Genomic DNA, 1555 nt, shown 5'->3' on the forward strand with positions numbered 1-1555 from the left:
GCTCTTGAGATCCCATCAGGGGTGAGTAGCGGCCTGCACCATGGCAGAGTGAGGTCGCTAGAAAACTCTCTGGAGGCCAATCATGCCGATAACAGCAGATCAAACTCAATCGCAGATCACTACTCCCGTCGATCTTGGCGCAATATTCGTCTCGTTGGAATTGAGTAAATCGACCTGGCTGGTGACAACTCTGTCCCCTGGCAGCGAGAAGATGTCCCGCCACTCCGTTACTGGAGGGGATATTGCCGGCTTGTTCGCATGCTTTGCAGCGCTTCGTCAGAAAGCCACTCGGCGAAAGAACATAGTTTACCCACTGGTGGTGATCCAGGAGGCCGGGCTGGATGGCTTCTGGCTGGGACGAGTGCTCAGCAAGGAGGCTTGGATCGAGAGCCACATTGTAGAAGCCGCATCAATTGCCATGCCGCGCCGGCATCGCCGGGCGAAGACCGACCGTATCGATGGCGAAACGCTGATCCGCGCATTGATGGCATGGAAACGTGGCGAACCTCGCGCGTGCTCAATGGTCAAACTTCTCTCACCCGAGGAAGACGACAATCGACGGATTGGACGGGAGCGGAAAACTCTGATTGCGGAACGTGTCTTCCACGTCAACCGCATAAAGGGGCTGCTCTTCACGCAAGGAATTCGGGATTACCAACCTGTCAATCGAGATCGCCGCCAACGCCTGGAAGAACTTCGGACTGGCGATGGTCGGCCACTCTCAAAGCATTTGAAAGGGGAAATCTGCAGAGAACTCGATCGCCTCGAATTGTTGCTCACACAAATCAAGGCTGTTGAAGCCGAGCGAGATGCCTTGATTGTTCAGGAGACGCCGGAAACGCCGAAAGAGGCGGCCGCGCTTTTAGGCATTAAAGGAATAGGCCCAGAGTTCGCTACGGTACTTTACACGGAAGGCTTGTTCCGACACTTCGACAATCGGCGGCAAATCGCATCCTATGCGGGCCTTGCGCCCTCCCCTTGGCAAAGCGGCAACGTCAATCGTGAACAAGGGGTCTCGAAAGCGGGAAATCCGCGATTGCGGGCAACGATGGTCGAACTCGCCTGGCTATGGCTGCGACACCAACCGAAATCGACTTTAACGCTGTGGTTTAAGGAACGCATCGCTCGGAACGCCGGCCGTTTAAAGACGCCGATGATCGTTGCGCTCGCGCGTAAGCTGCTCGTGGCCCTCTGGAAGTATGTGAGCTCCGGCGTCGTCATCGAAGGTGCCATCATGAAAACCGCCTGAAAGACAAACTGCTGCGAAACACAGTTTCTAATCCTCAGGGCCTGATCAGCCCTGACGGATCCAGGTGAACGGACCGGGTATCCTTTTGGCTTCAAACGCCGATCTTGAGTTTGGTCCCGTTCTCCTGAGCCCGTGCCCGTCGAAAGCGGGATAATGGTGCAGCCGCGTGAGAGCGGCGACCGGATGTGAGGTTGTATAGGCCCGAGAACCGGGCCGGTAATTGCTATGGGCTCAGACCGTGGATCCGCCTACGAAGGAGAAATTCGATGCCACTCGAATGAACAATTGACAAAAATCCTGATGTGA

At 55.8% G+C, this 1555-nt stretch carries 1 protein-coding gene; it reads left to right on the plus strand.

From position 1 onward, the window contains the following. The first annotated feature begins 82 nt into the window (after positions 1–82). Positions 83–1249 carry an IS110 family RNA-guided transposase gene (locus tag ACQZ45_RS27010; protein ID WP_025591801.1) on the plus strand — a complete coding sequence of 389 codons (1167 nt, stop codon included), beginning with the start codon at positions 83–85 and terminating at the stop codon, positions 1247–1249. Positions 1250–1555: the final 306 nt, after the last annotated feature.

The organism is Agrobacterium sp. 16-2014-1-2a (assembly GCF_053522705.1).